We start from the raw sequence: 15701 nt of genomic DNA, 5'->3' as shown, positions 1-15701 counted from the left end.
GCTGGGACTTCGCTTTTGGCGAAGTCTTAATGATTTTGCATCTGTTCACTTGGTGTATGTTGATTTTGAAAAAATTCATCATAAATCGTATATCCAATCAGCACAAGAGCAACGTAGAACAATGCACTAACGGTCCAAATCCATTTGACATTCAGCTTCATTCTGCCACTCCCTCTCTAATTGGCTTCAATCGCTGCAATCTGAGCGCATTCAGCACAACGGACACGGAACTAAAGGCCATTGCTGCTCCTGCAAGCCATGGCGCAAGAAAACCAAATGCAGCGATCGGTATCCCGATACAGTTATAGGCAAGCGCCCAAAATAGGTTTTGTTTAATGTTTCTCATTGTTTTTTTACTAAATTCCAGCGCATCTGCAATGGCATGGAGATCTCCTGTCATGAGCGTAATATCTGCTGCTTCCATAGCAACGTCTGTCCCTGTTCCCACAGCCATCCCAATATTCGCTGTTGCAAGAGCTGGGGCATCATTGATACCGTCTCCGACCATGGCGACTTTTTTTCCTTGTTTCTGAAGCGCTGCAATATGAGCCGCTTTTTCTTCAGGCAGCACTTCAGCAATGACATGATCAATGCCCGCCTGTTTCGCAATCGCCTCTGCTGTTAGTTTATTATCACCTGTCATCATCACAACGTGAATCCCCTGCTCTTTTAGACGAGCGATGGCTTGTGGAGAGGATGATTTGATTGTATCTGCAACCGCGACAATGCCGGCGACTTCACCGTCAATCGCAACAAGCATAGCCGTTTTCCCTTGCTCCTCCAGCGTTGTGACAGAAGCTTCAATTTGCTCATATTGGATATGATGTTTCTGTAATAGCTTACGCGTTCCAATCAAAAGCTTGTGTCCTGCTGCCTTTGCTTCAATTCCATGACCTGGATCTGCTTGGAACGCTTCAACCTCGACCGCTTCAAGACCTCGTTCCTTCATACCGTCTGTGATCGCCCGGGCAAGCGGGTGTTCCGACTGCTGTTCTGCCGAGCCTGCTAGCTGCAGCAGCGTATCTTCTGTCCAGTTGGCATATGCCAGTACATCTGTCAGACTAGGCTCTCCTTTTGTCACAGTCCCTGTTTTATCTAACACCACCGTGTCGAGTGATTGAGTCACTTCTAAATGCTCTCCGCCTTTAAACAGAATGCCTGATTCAGCCGCACGGCCGCTGCCAGCCATAATAGAGGTTGGTGTCGCAAGGCCGAGCGCACACGGACATGCGATGACAATGACGGCTATAAAGGTTTCAAGTGCTGACGTCACATTTCCTGGATCAACAAAGAAAAACCATATGAGGAATGTGAGCACAGCAATTCCTACAACAATAGGAACAAATATCCCTGATATTTGATCTGCCAATCTTTGAATCGGTGCCTTTGAGCCCTGCGCTTGTTCTACGACTCGGATAATCTGTGAAAGAGCGGTCTCTTTCCCGACTTTAGTCGCTTTTATTTTGATGAATCCATTTTTATTGATCGTTGCCCCAATGACCATATCTCCTGCTGTTTTATCAACAGGCAGACTTTCTCCTGTAATCATGGACTCATCTATTGCGGTTGTCCCCTCTATGATTTCTCCATCTACCGGCACTTTTTCCCCGGGTTTGACAAACACAAGATCATTCACTTTCACGTCAGAAATAGGCACAGTCATCTGCTTGCCATCTCGCTCGATAACCGCTTCTTTCGCCTGTAAGCCCATCAGCTTTTGAATCGCTTCTGATGATCTTCCTTTTGCTCTTGCTTCCATTAATTTTCCGAGCACGATCAACGTAATGAGGACAGCACTTGTTTCATAATAGAGGGCTGCCTCATGTGTGCCTCTAATCGCTGACTGAATGCTTTCATATAAACTATAGAAAAACGCGGCAGATGTCCCAAGTGCGACAAGAACATCCATATTGGCACTTTTATTTCTTAAAGCCTTATACGCACCTACATAAAAGGGCCAGCCGACAATGAACTGCACCGGCGCTGCTAACGCCAGCTGTACCCATGGATTCATAAACGCTTCTGGCAGCCAAATAAAGGACGTAAAAGAAAAATGGCTGACCATTGCCCAAAGAAGCGGCAGTGATAAAATCATCGAGAATAAAAAGCGTGCCGTTTGCTTTTCTATTGCAGCTTGCCGGTGATCTTTTTTTCCTTCCTCCGCTTGATCTGCATCTGGTTCTATTAAAGAATACCCAATAGACTGCACCGCATCTTTTATGTCATTTGCAGACGTTTGGCCCGGATGATATGTGACCTGAAGTGTCTCAAGGGCAAAATTTACAGACCCGTGATCGACACCATCCATTCGGTTAATTTTTTTCTCGATGCGGTTTGCACAAGCTGCACAGGTCATTCCCTCTATATCAAATTCTGCTTGCTCCATCACCACATCATAGCCAAGAGATTGAACTTTTCGCTTCAAATCATCTGGTGTTAGCTGCTCTGTTTCATAAATGATATGAGAAGTTTCAAGCGCCAAATTCACACTGGCATCCTCCACACCTTCCAGCCTATTCAATCCCTTTTCGATGCGGCCTGCACAGGCAGCACAGGTCATCCCCGTAATTTGAAAATCAATTTCCTTTTTCATTGATCTCACCTCTCCACATACTCCATGGGGGTATTATATTTTGAAAAAAATACGTGCTGTTTTGCAGCACGTATACTTATTTATACAACATCATATCCCTGTTCCTCAATCACATCGGAGATACGGTGTAACGTGACTTGATCCGGGTGAAATGAAACCTCCACCTGTCCTTTGTCTAAATGGACTTTCACAGATTCAACACCTGCTAATTCTCCTACATTTCCTTCGACTGCTTTCACGCAATGTCCGCAAGACATGCCCTGCACTTGAAGTGTTGCTTGTTCCATTTCTCATCGCCTCCATCAATCATTTTCTACAATTTACTATACCCTAGTAGGGTATTAATGTAAACATAAATGCTACGATTTTGTCAGTTTCGTAAAGACCGTCATTAACTCTTCAATGGCTTCATCCCCATTGCCGCTCTTGATAGCATCTGCAACACAATGGTGTGTATGCTTTTCCATCAAATGAAGACTGACTTTTTTCAAAGCCGCATTGACTGCGGAAATTTGATTCACAACATCTATACAGTAACGATCGTTTTCAATCATTTGCTGAATCCCGCGCACTTGTCCTTCCACTCGTTTTAAGCGATTGATCAATTGGTCCTTTTCCTTTTCGGCTCTAGGCGAAGCCATATGTCTTTCTTCATGTTCTGTCATGTGATCACCTTTTTTCCATTATGACTTGTTTGTACCTAAATTAAAGCATATCTCCACCGGAAAAGGCAAAGATATGCTGAGCACCGCATATAAAGCTGTGTTTGTCCTAATTTGTTAATTGTTCGATATCCTGCAAAAGATTGACGGATTGCTGAAGCTGTTTCATCAATCCCTGCTGATCCTCCAGTATGGCGGCAGCATCGATATCGCCTGCTTTCAATTGCTGTAAATACGTTTGGATTTCCTCTGACAGCACTTTATTTTTTTCAATGATTTGCGCATGCAGGTCTTCTGCCATTTTTGGCGCTGTGACTTCATTAAAATCTTGAATGTCTGCCTTCAATGATTCAAGCTGCTGCGTTAATTCTGCTTTTTTGGCGGCATTTTGCACAGCTTCTTCAGCGAGTTTTGGAAAATCCTCTGTAAATTGCTGAATGTCTGTCACATAGTCATTTGCCTCAGTGACATATGTCGTTGTATCGTTGACCTGATCAAGCAAGCTGGAGCACCCGCTTAATACAAGCGTTCCGAAAAATAGGAAAGCCATCACATATTTTTTCAAGATCGATCATCCTTTCATCTGTAGGATTAAAAGCATCATTTGTTCCGCTTCTCTATCACACAGATGCAAAAAGACCTTAAAAATAGCCAGACCTTTGCCTCATGTGTGATAGGCAAAGGTCTGGCTAACATTGTTCATGCCGGAATAGCCGAGAAACAACGGATGTTTCTGTAATGACGACCAAACCGTAAAAGCTACTCCCCTTTAGGAAACCGTTCAAATGTTATGTTTATCATATCGAATGTCAGGACAACAGTCAATTCAGAAGATCCTGCTCTTGATACAGCACATGGCCCTTACCAGTGGATGCATAAATCCGGTTCCGTCCTTGGCGTTTTGACATATACAAGGCCTGATCCGCTTCAAATAGAAGTGTCTCTAATACACAAGGATCATTGGCTGTGTGAGCAATTCCAAAGCTCGCTGTCACTCGCACTTTTTCCTCATCATTCGTAAAGAAACTTGCTTCAAACGAATGTCTTATTTTTTCCGCGATATGACATGCCTCTTTAAATGACTGATGAGGCAGACAAATGGCAAACTCTTCTCCCCCATATCGTCCAAATAAATCATCCATTTGTAAATGCTCCTGACAAATAGAGACAACATGACGCAGCGCTTCATCCCCAATATGATGTCCGTGTGTGTCATTGATTTGTTTAAAAAAATCAATATCAAACAGCATAACAGCCGTATCCTGTGCATCCTCTTCCAAGATCATCTGCGTTCGTTCGATGAAAGAAGAACGATTGAAAATATTCGTCAAACCATCGATATACGCACGACGCTCCAGCTCTTCCTGCAGCAAACGCTGCTCTGTTACATCACTGATCACGATTTGCCTGCCTTCGATCTCTCCTCTTCTATTAAATAGAGACGAAGCGGTCAGATGATAATAGCAGGACTGGTCTTTTTCCTTTTTCCACATTAAATCATATTGCGAATGATCCTGCGGAGAGCGCAGCCATTGAATGAACGTTGAATCTTTGATGATTGCTGAGAAAATATCGTCGATTTTATAGCCAATTCCCTTTTTATTCGCAAGTGCTGGAATGATCGATGCAGCAGCGGGATTGTAATCAATGAGTGTCCGATATCGATCTAAAATCAGAACCCCTTCAGACATATGCTCAAACACACGCTCCATTGCAATAGGAGACAGCTTAAAGAGCTGAAACGACATAATTGCCCATAAATAGAGTGCATTGGTGATAAACATCACCACAGGAACCGGATCAATATGTAGGGGTGTAACACCTAATAAATAAATAAAAGAAGTCAAAATTGGTAATGACATTCCCACTAACAGTATCAGAATCTGCTTTAAATATTCTTTTTTTGTGACACGTAAAAACCAAAACAGCATAAAGATAGCAAGCATCGAACAGCCAAACGTATAAACGCCATGAATGATATACCAATAGCCAATCGTAAAATCAGCCAATAAAAACCCATCTACTGGATTCATCGTGATGCTTCGATAAAAGAGTGAATGTAAAGAGTTGGTGAACACCATAATGGTTGTGAGAGTTGGAATCAATAAGATGAGAAGCACGCGGCGCTTTGTTAAATATTGATGGAACCCCGTAAATTGCAGCACAATCAGCAGACTGAGCGGTGCGATAAACGGAAGACCTATGTATTGAAAACAAACCCAGAACATGATTTCTCCAGGAGTACGAGCCAATAATTCAAACGTATGCCCAAAGATATAAATCGCAGTTGCTCCAGACATGTACATAAACAATTGACAGCCAATATATCGATGGCGGTTTGCATGAGCAATGATTGATAATATCACGGACAGAATGCCAGAAACACTCATGATCACAATAAAATGTAAAACAATCGAATCCATGTAAACGCCCCAATTTCAGTTATTTAGAACTAGTCTAATCTTACTATATATGAGGACGTCTCAAATGGGAAGATGTGATTTTGAATTGGTTGGAGGTTTTTTGTAAAATTTCAGGCGTCATCGGTTCGTGATTCCTTATATTTTCACTACTTTTTGCTTAATTTGAGGGAGAAGTATGTTGCGTTCGGAGAAATATCTGTACAATGTGGGGATGAATGGAGAGGAGACTCGAAAGGAATATGACTTTTTGGATGATTATGACGGGGCTGTTTATGCTGATTCTTTTAGAAAAACCGTTTAAAAAGAGAAGTTCTGGATTGTTATTTTTGATCAGTTACTTGCTGCTGATTGCGGTTTATGTGATTCAGACAACGTTTGTAAAACTTATGCCGGATGGATTTTTGATGATGATTGCGGTGGTTGTCGTTTTTCCTTTGTTTGTTCGGTTGGTGTCTTCTTTGAGAAACCGTACATAAGAAAAGAGATGCCAGATCTGACATCTCTTTTTCTGCTGTGAACCAAGTTCGGTTTATATCCTTTAAAAGGTTCCAGCATTATTTTTCTAAATCAAGGTTTTGAATTATCTTTTGTTGTATTTTTAGCTTTCTCATCTTCAATTTTACTAACCTCTGCTTTTGCAAGAACCATCTCTTCTAATGCTTTCTTCATCCTAGAATCTATGAAATTCAAATCATCACCGTCTACCTTATCTTGCTTGGCAACCTTTAAAATATCTTTGAAAATCGGCTCTAAGTTGTCATCTGTTTTCACTAAGTAACTATTTACCTTTTTATACGTATCTGGAACTTTGTTTTCATTTTCTTTGGCTTCGTTAAGTAATTCTCGCAGACTATCAATTTTCTTCTCAAGTTCACTAGCCCATTCTTTATCATAAACATCATCCATTGGAACTAATGAAAAAAAGAAAGGCATAATTCTATCTTCAAAACGTTTTAAATACCCCTTATACCATGCAGCATATTCTTTATCGGTCATCTTTTCAATTTTTTCTTGTTTTACCGGCGTTTTATTTGACGATGAACCGTTTGCTACTTCATTTTTACCGCATGCTGTGCTCAGCATCAATGTAAATACTAGAAGAAATATTGAAAGCATTGTCCTTTTGTTTGTCTTCATGTGTGAATTACTCCTTATCCTTTGAGACTTTTTCTACTTCGTCATCGGCTTTGGCTGTTTGATCGTATGCTTTGTCGAGTCTTTTCGAAATGTTATCCAGTGATTCAAGATCAAGATTTTCAAGTGCTTTCGGTGTTTCTTCTACGGCATATTGATATCCTTTGTTTGCTTTTAGCAAATACTCATGTGCTTTTTTATAAGCACCAGGAACGTTTTTCTTTTCATTACCCTCATCAATGACTTTTTGTACATCAAAAAGTGACTTCTCGACAGATCCAAGCCATTCATCATTACCTGCATCAATTGCCACCATCTTTTTAGCAAACGCAAACATTGTGTCTTCAATATCACTTCTGTAATTCTCATACCACTCGGCGTATTCTTTTTCTGCCTTTTGATTGCTGCACGCTGTACCGAATACCATCAGCACGGCAAGCATAATCATCGTGGCGAATAGTGATTTAGTCTTTACTTTGTTCACTGAGATAAACTCCTTCTGCATTCCTGCTGTTATTTTCAGGCTTTAAGTTTAATAAATTCACCCACTAATATATGGTGTAACATCCCTACATTTCATCGGTTAAAAGATGGTTATATTTAGCTATTCATTCAAATTATTAGTAAAAAAATCCCCATTTGGCTTTTCTGTTAAAAAATTAAAAAAGCATAAAAAAAACGCTATCAATAGCGTCTTCTTTTATTTAATCTAAATATTTCATGTTGCCAGACCCGCATCAAGGGCTTTAAAACCCTTGATGTGACTGGAATCTAAAAGTTTTGATGGAGACGGTGGGAGTCTATTAGATGGGGTTCGTATGTTTGTAATATTCATTAGATACGTTTACTATTCAATGTTTTGTTTATTATTAGTTGAGCGTTTTTAAACTTTTAATGCCAGAATGATGCCACAAAACCCTCACTTTAACATTATCCCCTGTTAATATGATAAACTTTTATGGAAATTATTTGATACGGAGGGTTAATATTGAATTACCTTAAAACTTTTCTCTTTATGATTTTATGTGCCTTATTCTTATCTGCTTGTGGCAAAGCAGAAAACACATCCACAAGTAACTCCAGTAAAAAAGAAGAAAGCATTGAAACTAAAAAAAAATTAAACGTAAAGATCACTTTGGATAAAGAAATCACAAACAATAAAATTATTATCCTTAGCGGGAAAAGCAACTTACCTAAAGATACGAAACTAAGGATTCGTCTTGAACAAAAAAATTCCCATAAAAACTCCATAGTTAATACAGCTGTTCAAAAGGATGGATCTTTCGAGTATAAATTCTTTAATGAAGGTGACACAGTATTTGATGATGGGAAATATATTATATATGTCGAAACACTACCGGTTCTTGAACAAACTGAAGTTGTTCAAGAACTTTTTGGAGATAATGGATCTAACCTCAGTGGTTCACAGATTAGCGGTGACTCAGAACTAAAAGCTACTGCTGAAATAAATTTAAAAATAAACAATTCTGAAGTTATATCTGAGGAGGAAACTTTGCCTAAAGATACAGATGCAGAGGAAGAGAAAAATGAAGATTATACCTCAGAAGAAGTTGAAGATAACAGTGAAGAAGATGAGTTAGATATGGTAAAAGATGATGCAAAAATAGAAATCAAAACAATTATCGAAGAGAACTATAAAACCACATCGATTGAAAAAATTGAAATTAACGAAGATATGGGTTCAAATGAGAATAATAAATTAATAGCTCTTGTTTACTTGTCATTTGACGCGTTGAACACAAGTAAAACCGCTTATAACATGGTTGAAATGTATAGTGATGACTTAGCTGCAAACATTGGCAAAGATAATGATACAGTCAATCAAATAGCTGTATTTTGGAAAGTTCCTTATATAGATGAAGATGAAACAGTGGCTAAATTCTCGTATGAACGTTCTGGAGAACAAATGAAAATTACTGATAAAGTATCTTCTTTAAAATGACCCTTCAAGTTGAAGGGTTTTTTATTAACATTTATAATCGAACGTACATTCTTTTTGTAGGAGGGTATGACGTGACGGATCTTGAAAGGAAGTTATACCGAAGCATTTATAATATGAGCCGATTTCGCAACAACCCTTCGATGGATGACCTTAAAAAGAAAACGGGTAAAGATGAACTCGCGATCCGTAAGGCTGTTAAAAACCTGATGTCTAGAAATGAAATAGAATGGGATAAAGAGAAGCATGAGTGAAAGTTCAAGTAATGTAAAAAAGCCGCCCAGGTGGACGGCCAATTTTACATATTACTCTTATTCATATTGAGCAGGAGCAATTTTGGCTACTGGCGCACCACAAAATAGCATGAATACGAATAACACGCTCGGCTTAATTGCAAGGCCCATACCGCCTAAGTAAACTGCCACTGTCATCCAATCTCCCTTATCTATTGCTTTTTGCAGATGCTTTAAAGTACCTTTAGCGATACCAACTGCATCCTCGACACAGCGAGTTACCGTGTTACTTTTCGTAGTCGCTTCTTGATTCATTAATTTTGCGAAAGCGATCATGCCATTTTTCTCTGCATTTGTATAATGTGATTTTGCAAGCTCTTCTTCATTAATGGTGTAGCCTTTTTCTTTATCAGAAATGATAATCTTTGTGAAGATGTATTCAATTTCTTTTAAAGACTTCTCAATTTGCTCTTCTGTCAAACCTTCTAATCCCTTTGTGCTTTGTGTCTTTGCAGCAGCAGCTGGAACAAAGGCAGTCACAGCCAGAACTAATGCTAACATTAAAAAAACCAATCTTTTCATATTAACTCCCTCTTTTTTTAACTTAAAATTACTTTATCATACATTTATGTAAAATAAAGGTTTTTAAGAGAGAGTTAAACCCATTAGACACAATCATACATAAATCGACATATTACGCCCACAAGTTTAAACATAAAAACGATAGAAAATAAATGACCATGCCCAACATTACAAAAAATTTAAGGAAATTTTCGTACTTTGTGAGAGGGCGCTCTTTTTTTGTTTTGACTAGTTTCCAATAAAGAGCGTATCCAGAGAAGAAAAGAATTAATTGACCAAGTTTTGAAGCGTTCTCTAATATATCTATACCATTCATTATAGTTCACCTCCCAAATTAGAGAAACATCAAACATTCTACACATCTACTTTTCATGTATATCCAAGGTAATTTCAATTTATTATCTCAAATTTCCTTTTTTGCCTTTCAACATTTATGTAAAAATAAGTAATAAGAAGCATTACACAAGATAGATCTATCCCTCCTTTCTCTACTTGTTTTTTGATTTTCCAAAAATACGGATGATAGATAGGTGTACTTGAAGTAACTGAATTAACACAAAAAAACCTCCAAAAAATGGAGGAGTTCTCAGAAACACTAAACAATTATAGCCATATATACCCTTCCACACAAAAGGAAGTTGTAGCTTTTATGAAAGAAGAAGTTTTTTAAAATGTTGCCAAAATGTTGCCAGACCCGCATCAAGGGCTTTAAAACCCTTGATGCGACTGCATTCTAAAAGTTTTGATGGAGACGGTGGGAGTCGAACCCACGTCCAGAGACATCGATTACTTAAGCGTCTACGAGCGTAGTCAACATATTTTGTGTTCACTCATCCTCATGCCTGCTGACGGGCGCTTGGAGAGCTAGTCTGATGGATCTCTTCTTACGTCCTCAGACGGAAACGTAAGCGTAGCCTACTTCATTGGGCTCCTCACAGACACATAGGCGATGTCAGGAAGAGCTCGCTGCGCTTATTAGGCAGCTAGTGCTAAGTTTTGGTTAAAACTTTTAGTTTTGCCAGTTACATTTAAGTGCGTGTTAACGAGATCGCCTCTCGGCTCGCAGCCTAAGCTCGAACCATCCCTGTCGAATCCGTAACGTCCCCTTGTAAAAGGGATATACGGGATGGAAGTTCAGCTTCACTGCTTCCGTATATAACTATTATAACAATCTCACTGCTCGAAACAACTGGTGGTTTCTGTCAAAACAGCGCTGATTGTTTACTACATAAGACATTGTAGCATAATGCTTCCGCTCTCAGCAAGCCATCAGCATCAGGCTAGAATTGCTTTTGACGATCGCGGAAGGCACGTTCGATTTCACGTTTTGCATCTTTTTTCTTCAAGTCTTCACGTTTATCGTATTTCTTCTTCCCTTTTCCGATTCCAATCAGCACTTTGGCAAAGCCATTTTTCAAATAGAGTTTCAGAGGCACAAGTGAGTAGCCTTCTTCCTTCGTCGCACCAATCAATTTGCTGATTTGCTTGCGATGAAGAAGCAGCTTTCTCGTTCTCAGCGGATCATGGTTATAACGGTTCCCCTGCTCGTATGGGCTCACATGCATGTTGTGAAGGAACACTTCTCCTCGCTCGATTTTGGCAAAGGAATCTTTTAAATTCACTTTTCCAGCACGAATCGATTTGATTTCAGTTCCTTGCAACACAAGACCAGCTTCATACGTTTCTTCTATAAAGTAATCATGATTTGCTTTTTTGTTTTGGGAAACAACCTTTCCCTCTCCCTTTGGCATTGGCGTACACCCTCCTTTTGACACAAACACGGTCCAAATCGTACGGATTATTTTATCAAACAATCCAGCTTTCGACAATGCTGACGCCATGTGGTCAAAAAGCAAATAGAGCGTGATGCCCTATTTGCTTTTTGGCACGTTACTTTTTCTTTTTTCGTTTTTGTTTCGGTGCGTTTTCAAATACGCGTTTTTTCTTTTTCTTCTTTTTACGGCTTGTGAACCAGTCACTTCCGCTTTTATCCTCTTTGCCTTTTTCCCCAGAGGCTTTTTGACCTCCACGGCCTTTTTTCGCTGGTGGATCTGTTCGTTTTTTGAACTTGAAATCTTTTGGTGATTTACGGCGAGTGCCCTTCATACCGACGATTTCAAAATCAATTGAGTGCTCATCTTTATTGACATTCACGACTTTGACAGTGATTTCATCACCGATACGGTAGACATTCCCTGTACGTTCACCGATCATGGCAAAGTGCTGTTCATCAAAGCGATAGTAGTCGTCAGTCATGTAGCTGACATGGACAAGACCTTCTATCGTATTCGGCAGTTCAACGAATAGTCCGAAGTTCGTCACGGAACTAATCATGCCATCAAACTCTTCACCGATTTTATCTAGCATAAACTCTGCCTTTTTCAGGTCATCTGTTTCACGCTCTGCATCGACTGAGCGGCGCTCCATTGTAGATGCATGATCTGCGATTTCAGGCAGCAGCTGGCCCCACTTTTCTAAGGTCGCTTCATCTGTCTTTTTCTGAATCAAATAGGTTCTAATCAATCTATGCACGATTAAATCCGGGTAACGGCGGATCGGTGATGTGAAGTGTGTATAGAATTCCGTTGATAATCCAAAATGGCCAATGCTTTCTGGATCATACTTCGCCTGTTTCATAGAGCGAAGCATCACAGTTTGAATGACGACTTCTTCTGGTTGATCCCTGACAGCATCGAGGACACTTTGAAGTGCGCGCGGGTGAATGTTCGTTGACGTCCCTTTCACAATGTAACCAAACGTCGTCACGAACTCTAAAAAGCGCTGAAGTTTCTCAGGATTTGGTTCTTCGTGAATTCGGTAAATGAACGGAACATTCATCCAGTGGAAATGCTCTGCAACCGTTTCGTTTGCAACAAGCATGAATTCTTCAATTAATTTCTCTGCAACGGAACGCTCACGAATGACAACATCTTTCGCAGCGCCTTCATCATCTACAAGTACTTTTGCTTCCTTGAAGTCAAAGTCTACAGCTCCGCGCTCCATTCGTTTGTCACGAAGAATCTCTGCAAGCTTCTCCATCTCTTGGAACATCGGCACTAGCGGCTCATATTTGTTTAGAAGCTCTTCATCTTGGTCGACTAAAATCTTATTCACATCGGAATAGGTCATTCTCTCTGTCGTTTTGATCACACTTTGGAAAATCTCATGTTTGACGACTTTCCCGTTACGATCAATAACCATTTCACAAGACAGGGTGAGACGATCGACCTTTGGATTTAATGAACAAATACCGTTTGACAAACGATGCGGAATCATCGGAATGACGCGGTCGACGAGATAGACACTCGTTCCACGTTCATAAGCTTCCTGATCAATCGGAGAATTCTCTGTGACATAATGAGAAACGTCTGCAATGTGCACGCCAAGCTTATATTTGCCATCATCCAGCTTTTGCACGGTTACGGCATCATCTAAGTCCTTTGCATCTGCACCGTCAATCGTCACAATCGTTTCATTGCGCAAGTCGCGTCTGCCTTCAAGGTCTTTTTCATCAATTGTTTCCGGTGTGTCTACTGCCTGCTGAAGTGCTTCTTCTGGGAACTCACCTGGCAGACCGTGTTTATGAATGATCGACAAAATATCAATGCCAGGGTCATTTTTATGACCGAGGATTTCAGTCACTTCACCCTCTGCACTCATTCTTCCTTCAGGGTAGCTTGTCAGCGTCACAACGACTTTATGACCTTCGACCGCACCGTTTTTAGCGGATTTCGGAATGAAGATATCGTTTGTGATTTTTTTATCATCAGGAATGACAAAGCCAAAGCTTTTCGTTTCTGTATAGGTACCGACAACCGTCTGAGTATTACGCTCCAGAATGCGGATGACCGTTCCTTCTTTTTTCGTGCCGTTTGATTTGTGGCTGACACGCACCATGACGGTATCGCCATTCATCGCTGTGCCTAACTCATTTGGCGGAATGAAAATATCATCCTGTCCAAACTCTTCAGGCGTTACAAATGCAAATCCTTTTGCATGAGCAGACAGCTTTCCTTTTACCAAATTCATTTTTTCTGGTACACCGTAACGGTCGCTGCGCGTGCGAACGATGAGTCCTTGATCCTCCAGCGTCACAAGTGCTTTGACGAGCTCTTTATAATCATCAGGATTGGTAATCTCCATCATGACTTCCAGCTCTTGAACAGTTAACGGTTTATATGCTTCTTCTTTCATAAAAGCGAGTAATTCATCCATAAATTCTTCTTTTTGCACACTCTAACCCCCTATATATTTAAATTGACCAATCAAGTGATTCTAAGAATGCATAGACATCCTGATGAACCTTCTCCCGCTCTTTATCAAGCGTGATGACATGGCCTGATTCTTCATACCATTTCAAATGCTTATCATCTGTCTCTACTTCGTTATAAATGATATTTGCACTGTCTGTATTAATCATATGATCGTGACGTGCCTGCACAACAAAAGTAGGTGAATAGATCATGTCGACATTGTTTCTGACATCTGCAATCAGTTCTTGCAGGCTCCTCAGTGTATCCATTGGTGTTTTCTTGAACGCTTCCATTTCTTGTTCAATTTGGTCCTCTGACTTACCCTCAAATTTCTTATAGTTACGGGCATAATCTAGTACACCCTGGTACATGACTTCTTCACTTTTTATGTACATAGGTGCACACATAGGTACAATTCCCTTTACAGGTACAGTGTAACCTAATTTCAATGAAAAAACTCCTCCGAGGGATAGTCCGCAAACTGCAATCTCCTCATAGCCCTCATCTTTTAAGAATTGATAGCCTTCTTCTACATCTTTCCACCAGTCAGCCGGGCCTGTATGGACAAGCTCTTCTGGCGGCACACCGTGTCCTTTATATTGAGGTGCATGGCATGTATATCCTCTTTCGTTCAAATAACGGCCAAGCATTCGAACATCGGCTGTATTCCCAGTAAAACCGTGAAGAAGAAGCACCGCCTTTTCTCCACCTTTAAACGTAAATGGTTTTGGTGTAACAACTTTCATGATGTGACTTCCTTTCCTTCTGATATGGTTTATATTTTCCACTTGTATGTATGAAACAAACACAAAAGAGTGCTGATAATAAAAAAAGGTCTGAAAAAAGATCAGACCTTCTGTTACTCGCGCTTTACACGCCTAAATATGCCAATGCAAGTGTTAAGATGAAGAAAAGCACTGACAAAATAACCGTTAATCGGTGAAGAATCAAGTCAAGGCCTCTCGCTTTTTGCTTACCGAAAAGCTGCTCGGCTCCACCTGAAATAGCGCCTGACAGTCCAGCACTTTTACTTGATTGTAGTAATACAACGATGATAAGTGCGATACTGACAATTACGAGTAATGTGATAACAAATGCGTGCATGAAAACACCTCCAGACAAACTGGTACACATAACTTTATTTTACATGAAAACAAGGTGCATGTCACGAAACATCAAAATAAAGATTTCCTATATATTGTCGACTTGATTCGTTATTTTGATACAATTTCGTTCCAAAGTGCTGGCTGCAGCATTTTTATATGCAATTTTTCGGTTAAAAACACATTTTAATGAGTTGCTTCTTCCTTCAATAGCTGTTTTAATTCTACTAACAAACGTTCAGCTCCTTCAGGACTCAGCATCACGTTCCCATTTCCATAGCTTTTGTTGTACTTCGTCACTTGTCCCGTTAACAGGCAGCTCTTATCTGCATCATATTTTTTCAGCATAATGGTTTGATCTTCAATGAAAATTTCTAACAGCTGCTCTTCTTTAATATTGAGTACCTTGCGCATTTCTGAGGGCAGAACAATTCTGCCGAGAGAATCAATGTGTCTGACCATCCCAGTCCTTTTCAATGACATTTCCTCCTTGATGATGATATCATTTATTGACTTTTGTCAATATCTTCATAGTAAAATAGATCTTCAAATTTTTTATCAAAGTAATGAATCATTTTGCCAATGACAAGCTGTCCTGGTTTTCGGTGACCATTTAATACCCTGCTAAGTGTGGCAGGAGAGATACCAATTTCATCAGCGAGCTGATTTAACGACATATCGTTCTCGATCATATACTGCATGACAAAAGCCCGCCTGATCTGAATCTTTTCGACCATCATTACAACCTCCTATGGAAT

The 15701-nt window shown here is 40.0% G+C and carries 18 protein-coding genes and 1 other RNA gene; 3 read left to right on the top strand and 16 right to left on the bottom strand.

Going from position 1 to position 15701, the window contains the following annotated elements:
* Positions 1-26 precede the first annotated feature (26 nt).
* The 6 genes from ASE42_RS19330 to ASE42_RS04000 all read right to left on the bottom strand — a co-directional run bounded on the left by ASE42_RS19330 (position 27) and on the right by ASE42_RS04000 (position 5678).
* Positions 27-161 carry a hypothetical protein gene (locus ASE42_RS19330; RefSeq protein WP_254965603.1) on the bottom strand — a complete coding sequence of 45 codons (135 nt, stop codon included), beginning with the start codon at positions 159-161 and terminating at the stop codon, positions 27-29.
* The gene (locus tag ASE42_RS04020) at positions 158-2593 is read right to left on the bottom strand and encodes a heavy metal translocating P-type ATPase (protein WP_056765788.1); all 2436 of its coding nucleotides are present in this window, start codon (positions 2591-2593) and stop codon (positions 158-160) included. Before ASE42_RS04020 ends, ASE42_RS19330 begins: the two co-directional genes overlap by 4 nt.
* An 80-nt stretch (positions 2594-2673) precedes the next feature.
* On the bottom strand, positions 2674-2880 hold the full coding sequence (gene copZ / locus ASE42_RS04015; RefSeq protein WP_024423475.1) for a copper chaperone CopZ: 207 nt from the start codon (positions 2878-2880) through the stop codon (positions 2674-2676).
* 72 nt (positions 2881-2952) lie between these two features.
* A complete protein-coding gene (locus ASE42_RS04010) occupies positions 2953-3258 on the bottom strand; it encodes a metal-sensing transcriptional repressor (protein ID WP_012011272.1) in 306 nt (101 codons plus the stop codon).
* 106 nt (positions 3259-3364) lie between these two features.
* Entirely contained in the window at positions 3365-3820 is a 456-nt protein-coding gene (locus tag ASE42_RS04005) for a DUF6376 family protein (RefSeq protein ID WP_056765787.1), read from the bottom strand.
* A 256-nt stretch (positions 3821-4076) separates the two neighbouring features.
* On the bottom strand, positions 4077-5678 hold the full coding sequence (locus ASE42_RS04000; protein WP_056765785.1) for a histidine kinase N-terminal 7TM domain-containing protein: 1602 nt from the start codon (positions 5676-5678) through the stop codon (positions 4077-4079).
* A gap of 239 nt (positions 5679-5917) precedes the next feature.
* Here ASE42_RS04000 and ASE42_RS03995 point away from each other — a divergent pair, with 239 nt between their 5' ends.
* Positions 5918-6154 (top strand): hypothetical protein, encoded by a 237-nt coding sequence (locus ASE42_RS03995; RefSeq protein ID WP_056765783.1) that lies wholly within the window; start codon positions 5918-5920, stop codon positions 6152-6154.
* 91 nt (positions 6155-6245) lie between these two features.
* On the opposite strand, the gene ASE42_RS03990 is transcribed toward ASE42_RS03995, so the two are convergent.
* Positions 6246-6815, bottom strand: coding sequence for a hypothetical protein (locus ASE42_RS03990; protein ID WP_056765782.1), 570 nt, complete (start codon positions 6813-6815; stop codon positions 6246-6248).
* Positions 6816-6822: 7 nt separating this feature from the next.
* The gene (locus ASE42_RS03985; RefSeq protein ID WP_224426629.1) at positions 6823-7296 is read right to left on the bottom strand and encodes a hypothetical protein; all 474 of its coding nucleotides are present in this window, start codon (positions 7294-7296) and stop codon (positions 6823-6825) included.
* A 504-nt stretch (positions 7297-7800) separates the two neighbouring features.
* Here ASE42_RS03985 and ASE42_RS03980 point away from each other — a divergent pair.
* Together ASE42_RS03980 and ASE42_RS03975 are read left to right on the top strand one after the other, a co-directional pair.
* Complete coding sequence (locus tag ASE42_RS03980; protein WP_056765778.1) at positions 7801-8775, top strand: hypothetical protein; 975 nt, start codon at positions 7801-7803, stop codon at positions 8773-8775.
* Between the two features lie 71 nt (positions 8776-8846).
* Positions 8847-9026: a hypothetical protein gene (locus tag ASE42_RS03975; protein WP_034623886.1), complete on the top strand. Its 180-nt coding sequence runs from the start codon at positions 8847-8849 to the stop codon at positions 9024-9026.
* A gap of 57 nt (positions 9027-9083) precedes the next feature.
* On the opposite strand, the gene ASE42_RS19175 is transcribed toward ASE42_RS03975, so the two are convergent.
* The 8 genes from ASE42_RS19175 to ASE42_RS03935 all read right to left on the bottom strand — a co-directional run bounded on the left by ASE42_RS19175 (position 9084) and on the right by ASE42_RS03935 (position 15683).
* Positions 9084-9587: a hypothetical protein gene (locus ASE42_RS19175; RefSeq protein ID WP_056765776.1), complete on the bottom strand. Its 504-nt coding sequence runs from the start codon at positions 9585-9587 to the stop codon at positions 9084-9086.
* A 743-nt stretch (positions 9588-10330) separates the two neighbouring features.
* Positions 10331-10693, bottom strand: a transfer-messenger RNA (tmRNA) gene (gene ssrA, locus ASE42_RS18460).
* Between the two features lie 174 nt (positions 10694-10867).
* Positions 10868-11338, bottom strand: coding sequence for an SsrA-binding protein SmpB (gene smpB, locus ASE42_RS03960; RefSeq protein ID WP_012011279.1), 471 nt, complete (start codon positions 11336-11338; stop codon positions 10868-10870).
* A 139-nt stretch (positions 11339-11477) separates the two neighbouring features.
* Positions 11478-13820 (bottom strand): ribonuclease R, encoded by a 2343-nt coding sequence (rnr, locus tag ASE42_RS03955; RefSeq protein ID WP_024426057.1) that lies wholly within the window; start codon positions 13818-13820, stop codon positions 11478-11480.
* 19 nt (positions 13821-13839) lie between these two features.
* Complete coding sequence (locus ASE42_RS03950) at positions 13840-14586, bottom strand: alpha/beta hydrolase (RefSeq protein WP_024423480.1); 747 nt, start codon at positions 14584-14586, stop codon at positions 13840-13842.
* A gap of 124 nt (positions 14587-14710) precedes the next feature.
* Positions 14711-14944 (bottom strand): preprotein translocase subunit SecG, encoded by a 234-nt coding sequence (gene secG, locus ASE42_RS03945; protein WP_003212746.1) that lies wholly within the window; start codon positions 14942-14944, stop codon positions 14711-14713.
* A gap of 185 nt (positions 14945-15129) precedes the next feature.
* Positions 15130-15420 carry an AbrB/MazE/SpoVT family DNA-binding domain-containing protein gene (locus ASE42_RS03940; protein ID WP_024423481.1) on the bottom strand — a complete coding sequence of 97 codons (291 nt, stop codon included), beginning with the start codon at positions 15418-15420 and terminating at the stop codon, positions 15130-15132.
* A 29-nt stretch (positions 15421-15449) separates the two neighbouring features.
* Complete coding sequence (locus ASE42_RS03935; protein WP_024426059.1) at positions 15450-15683, bottom strand: helix-turn-helix domain-containing protein; 234 nt, start codon at positions 15681-15683, stop codon at positions 15450-15452.
* Between the last annotated feature and the right edge of the window lie 18 nt (positions 15684-15701).

It is taken from the genome of Bacillus sp. Root920 (assembly GCF_001429445.1).
Lineage (GTDB): Bacteria > Bacillota > Bacilli > Bacillales > Bacillaceae > Bacillus > Bacillus safensis.
This window is presented reverse-complemented; position numbering and strand designations above follow the sequence as displayed.

Bases quoted from the DNA above. Each gene is read 5' to 3' on its own strand.
- ASE42_RS19330 (WP_254965603.1), bottom strand. From the start codon at position 161: ATGAAGCTGAATGTCAAATGGATTTGGACCGTTAGTGCATTGTTCTAC.
- ASE42_RS04020 (WP_056765788.1), bottom strand. From the start codon at position 2,593: ATGAAAAAGGAAATTGATTTTCAAATTACGGGGATGACCTGTGCTGCC.
- copZ (WP_024423475.1), bottom strand. From the start codon at position 2,880: ATGGAACAAGCAACACTTCAAGTGCAGGGCATGTCTTGCGGACATTGC.
- ASE42_RS04010 (WP_012011272.1), bottom strand. From the start codon at position 3,258: ATGACAGAACATGAAGAAAGACATATGGCTTCGCCTAGAGCCGAAAAG.
- ASE42_RS04000 (WP_056765785.1), bottom strand. From the start codon at position 5,678: ATGGATTCGATTGTTTTACATTTTATTGTGATCATGAGTGTTTCTGGC.
- ASE42_RS03995 (WP_056765783.1), top strand. From the start codon at position 5,918: ATGACTTTTTGGATGATTATGACGGGGCTGTTTATGCTGATTCTTTTA.
- ASE42_RS03990 (WP_056765782.1), bottom strand. From the start codon at position 6,815: ATGAAGACAAACAAAAGGACAATGCTTTCAATATTTCTTCTAGTATTT.
- ASE42_RS19175 (WP_056765776.1), bottom strand. From the start codon at position 9,587: ATGAAAAGATTGGTTTTTTTAATGTTAGCATTAGTTCTGGCTGTGACT.
- smpB (WP_012011279.1), bottom strand. From the start codon at position 11,338: ATGCCAAAGGGAGAGGGAAAGGTTGTTTCCCAAAACAAAAAAGCAAAT.
- ASE42_RS03950 (WP_024423480.1), bottom strand. From the start codon at position 14,586: ATGAAAGTTGTTACACCAAAACCATTTACGTTTAAAGGTGGAGAAAAG.
- secG (WP_003212746.1), bottom strand. From the start codon at position 14,944: ATGCACGCATTTGTTATCACATTACTCGTAATTGTCAGTATCGCACTT.
- ASE42_RS03935 (WP_024426059.1), bottom strand. From the start codon at position 15,683: ATGATGGTCGAAAAGATTCAGATCAGGCGGGCTTTTGTCATGCAGTAT.